The organism is Streptomyces sp. NPDC004667 (assembly GCF_040609475.1).
GTDB lineage: Bacteria > Actinomycetota > Actinomycetes > Streptomycetales > Streptomycetaceae > Streptomyces.
In genome coordinates this window covers 1-1,940 of record NZ_JBEXKC010000249.1, presented here as the reverse complement: position 1 = coordinate 1,940, position 1,940 = coordinate 1, and the positions used below count along the sequence as shown (strand labels likewise).

Here is a 1,940-nt window from a genome sequence, read left to right as displayed (position 1 = left end):
CTGGGTTCTGTCGGTGGCTCTTGACCGCTGCGGTGTACAGCTCGCGGGTCAGATCCTCGGGGTTGATGCCCAGCTCAACGAGGACCTCGCGAATGTCGCCAAGGGCGGCGCGCACGTCCTTTTCCTCTACCAGGGTCTCCAGCTCAAGGAAGGTCCCTTCCGCCTCGGGGACACGGACCAACGTGGCCAGCATCTGTCGGCCTCGAGCCTGGAAGGAATAGTTGCGGCAGCGCTTCTCGAAGGCGATGGCTGGGACGTAGCCGAGGCCACGCAGCATGGCGTGGACGGCCTCGGCATCATCCACACGGGTCTCGTGTTCCGGCTTGGAGCCGGACTCCTCGTCGACGCGGGCGCCCTTGTAGGTGAGGACGGTCCGAGTCTCGTCCGGACCGTGCACGGTCCTCACACGAAGCTCTTGATCCTGGCCCTCCAGGTCGCCGCTCGCCGTGTCGTAGTAGGTGTCGCGGTAGACCTCGGCCCGGCCCTCGGCCCGCTCGTCCAGCCGCCTCAGCACTTCTTGTGGTGCGTGGACACGCGCCTTCAGCTCCGCTTCGATCATTAGGGTCCCTCCTCAGATTGTCCTGTCGGCTCCCCTGGCAATGGCCTCGAACATTCGCCGGAAACCCCGGAACAACGGACCGTAAGGCGTTTCCATCACCTTGTAGGTGGCGGATTCGTGCCCTTCCCACCCTGCGTCGAACGCCCCGACGAACATCGTGGAGTCTGCCCGGATCAACCGCCACGTGGGCAGCATGCCGTACCTGTACACCTCGATGTCACAAGTACCAGCAAGCTCCCGCAGGCGAGCTTCGGTCAGTCTCACTCCACTCGCGAGCGACTCTGCCGACTCCCCGATCTCGGCAGCGCGCAGCGCCAGAGCCGGGGCCTCGGGTGCCAGCAGGAGCACACGCACCCGAAGATCACCCTCCGGCCGAGCAAGATGCGCACGCAGCATCGAATCGTTGAGCCCGATCAAACCGAGACCGCGAACGGCAAGGATGTCCACCTCCTTCGCGGCGCGGACCTGCTGCTGGATCTCCTCCTGCGCGGCGGCCTGCGCGGAGTACACCCGCACCACTTCCGGAAACGCCGCGAGGTCGAACGCGGCTCCCCCAGAACCCTTCTCGCGGCCGCCCGCCAGCCCCAGAAGATGGCGTGCATCATCGGGCATGCTCAGCCCGTCGGCGATCCGTTCGTACACATCGAGCCGTGACACTTCACGGCGGCGGTTGATGATCTCGTTGACCCGAGCCTGGGTCATGCCGACTGCAGCAGCAATACGTGCCTGGCTGGCGCCGCTGTACTGCTGCACGTACCGGAACACTGCCCCCACGTCTCGGGCACGCAGGGCCTGACGCACATCTGCGCGTTCCCAGGCCCAGTCGGGAAGAGATAGCACCGCCGGCTACTCCCGTCATCCTTCTACGAGATGGGAAGCCATCCCACGGTGAGATTACCGTCCGGATATCGCATGCGTACCCAATGTCACCGAATTCTGTGCGTGTGACTCATTCGCATTCTGCGCAGCCTTCCACTCCCCTCAGCACTCCTGACGGCGATCCACCTCTAGGGACGCCCACGCCCAGCCAAGGTCTCCTGGACCGGGCACTGATTGGGTGGGAGCGCTTCATCAAGTCCCTGCAGGAGTCGAGCAATGGCTGAGCGCTATGAGTCCCTGACGCATCGGCTCCTGGGCCGCCGTGTTCGCGACATCGCGTCCGGAACCGAGGGCGAGTTGATGGCCGTGGTCAACGAGAACGTCTCGGACAGCGGAGCCGAGCGGTGGGTGCACCTCGCCTACATCCGCGACCCGTCGGGCCTGGAATTCACCACCGCGGTGGGCAACATCGTGCCCGCCGGATACATCGACCTCCTGGAAGGGTCCATGCCCCGACGACACCGACTCCCGGAGTGACGACCTGCGCCGCTGATGAGCCCTC

General features: G+C 65.2%; 3 protein-coding genes. 1 reads left to right on the top strand and 2 read right to left on the bottom strand.

The features are described 5' to 3' along the window. Nucleotides 1-559: class IV adenylate cyclase (gene cyaB / locus ABZW32_RS39790; RefSeq protein ID WP_356225801.1), on the bottom strand; the 559-nt coding region annotated here is incomplete at its 3' end. Between the two features lie 12 nt (nucleotides 560-571). After that, nucleotides 572-1,360, bottom strand: a complete 789-nt coding sequence (locus ABZW32_RS39785; protein WP_356225799.1) for a helix-turn-helix domain-containing protein — start codon at nucleotides 1,358-1,360, stop codon at nucleotides 572-574. A 294-nt stretch (nucleotides 1,361-1,654) separates the two neighbouring features. On the opposite strand from ABZW32_RS39785, the gene ABZW32_RS39780 reads away from it, so the two are divergent. After that, complete coding sequence (locus ABZW32_RS39780) at nucleotides 1,655-1,915, top strand: hypothetical protein (protein ID WP_356225797.1); 261 nt, start codon at nucleotides 1,655-1,657, stop codon at nucleotides 1,913-1,915. Nucleotides 1,916-1,940 lie beyond the last annotated feature (25 nt).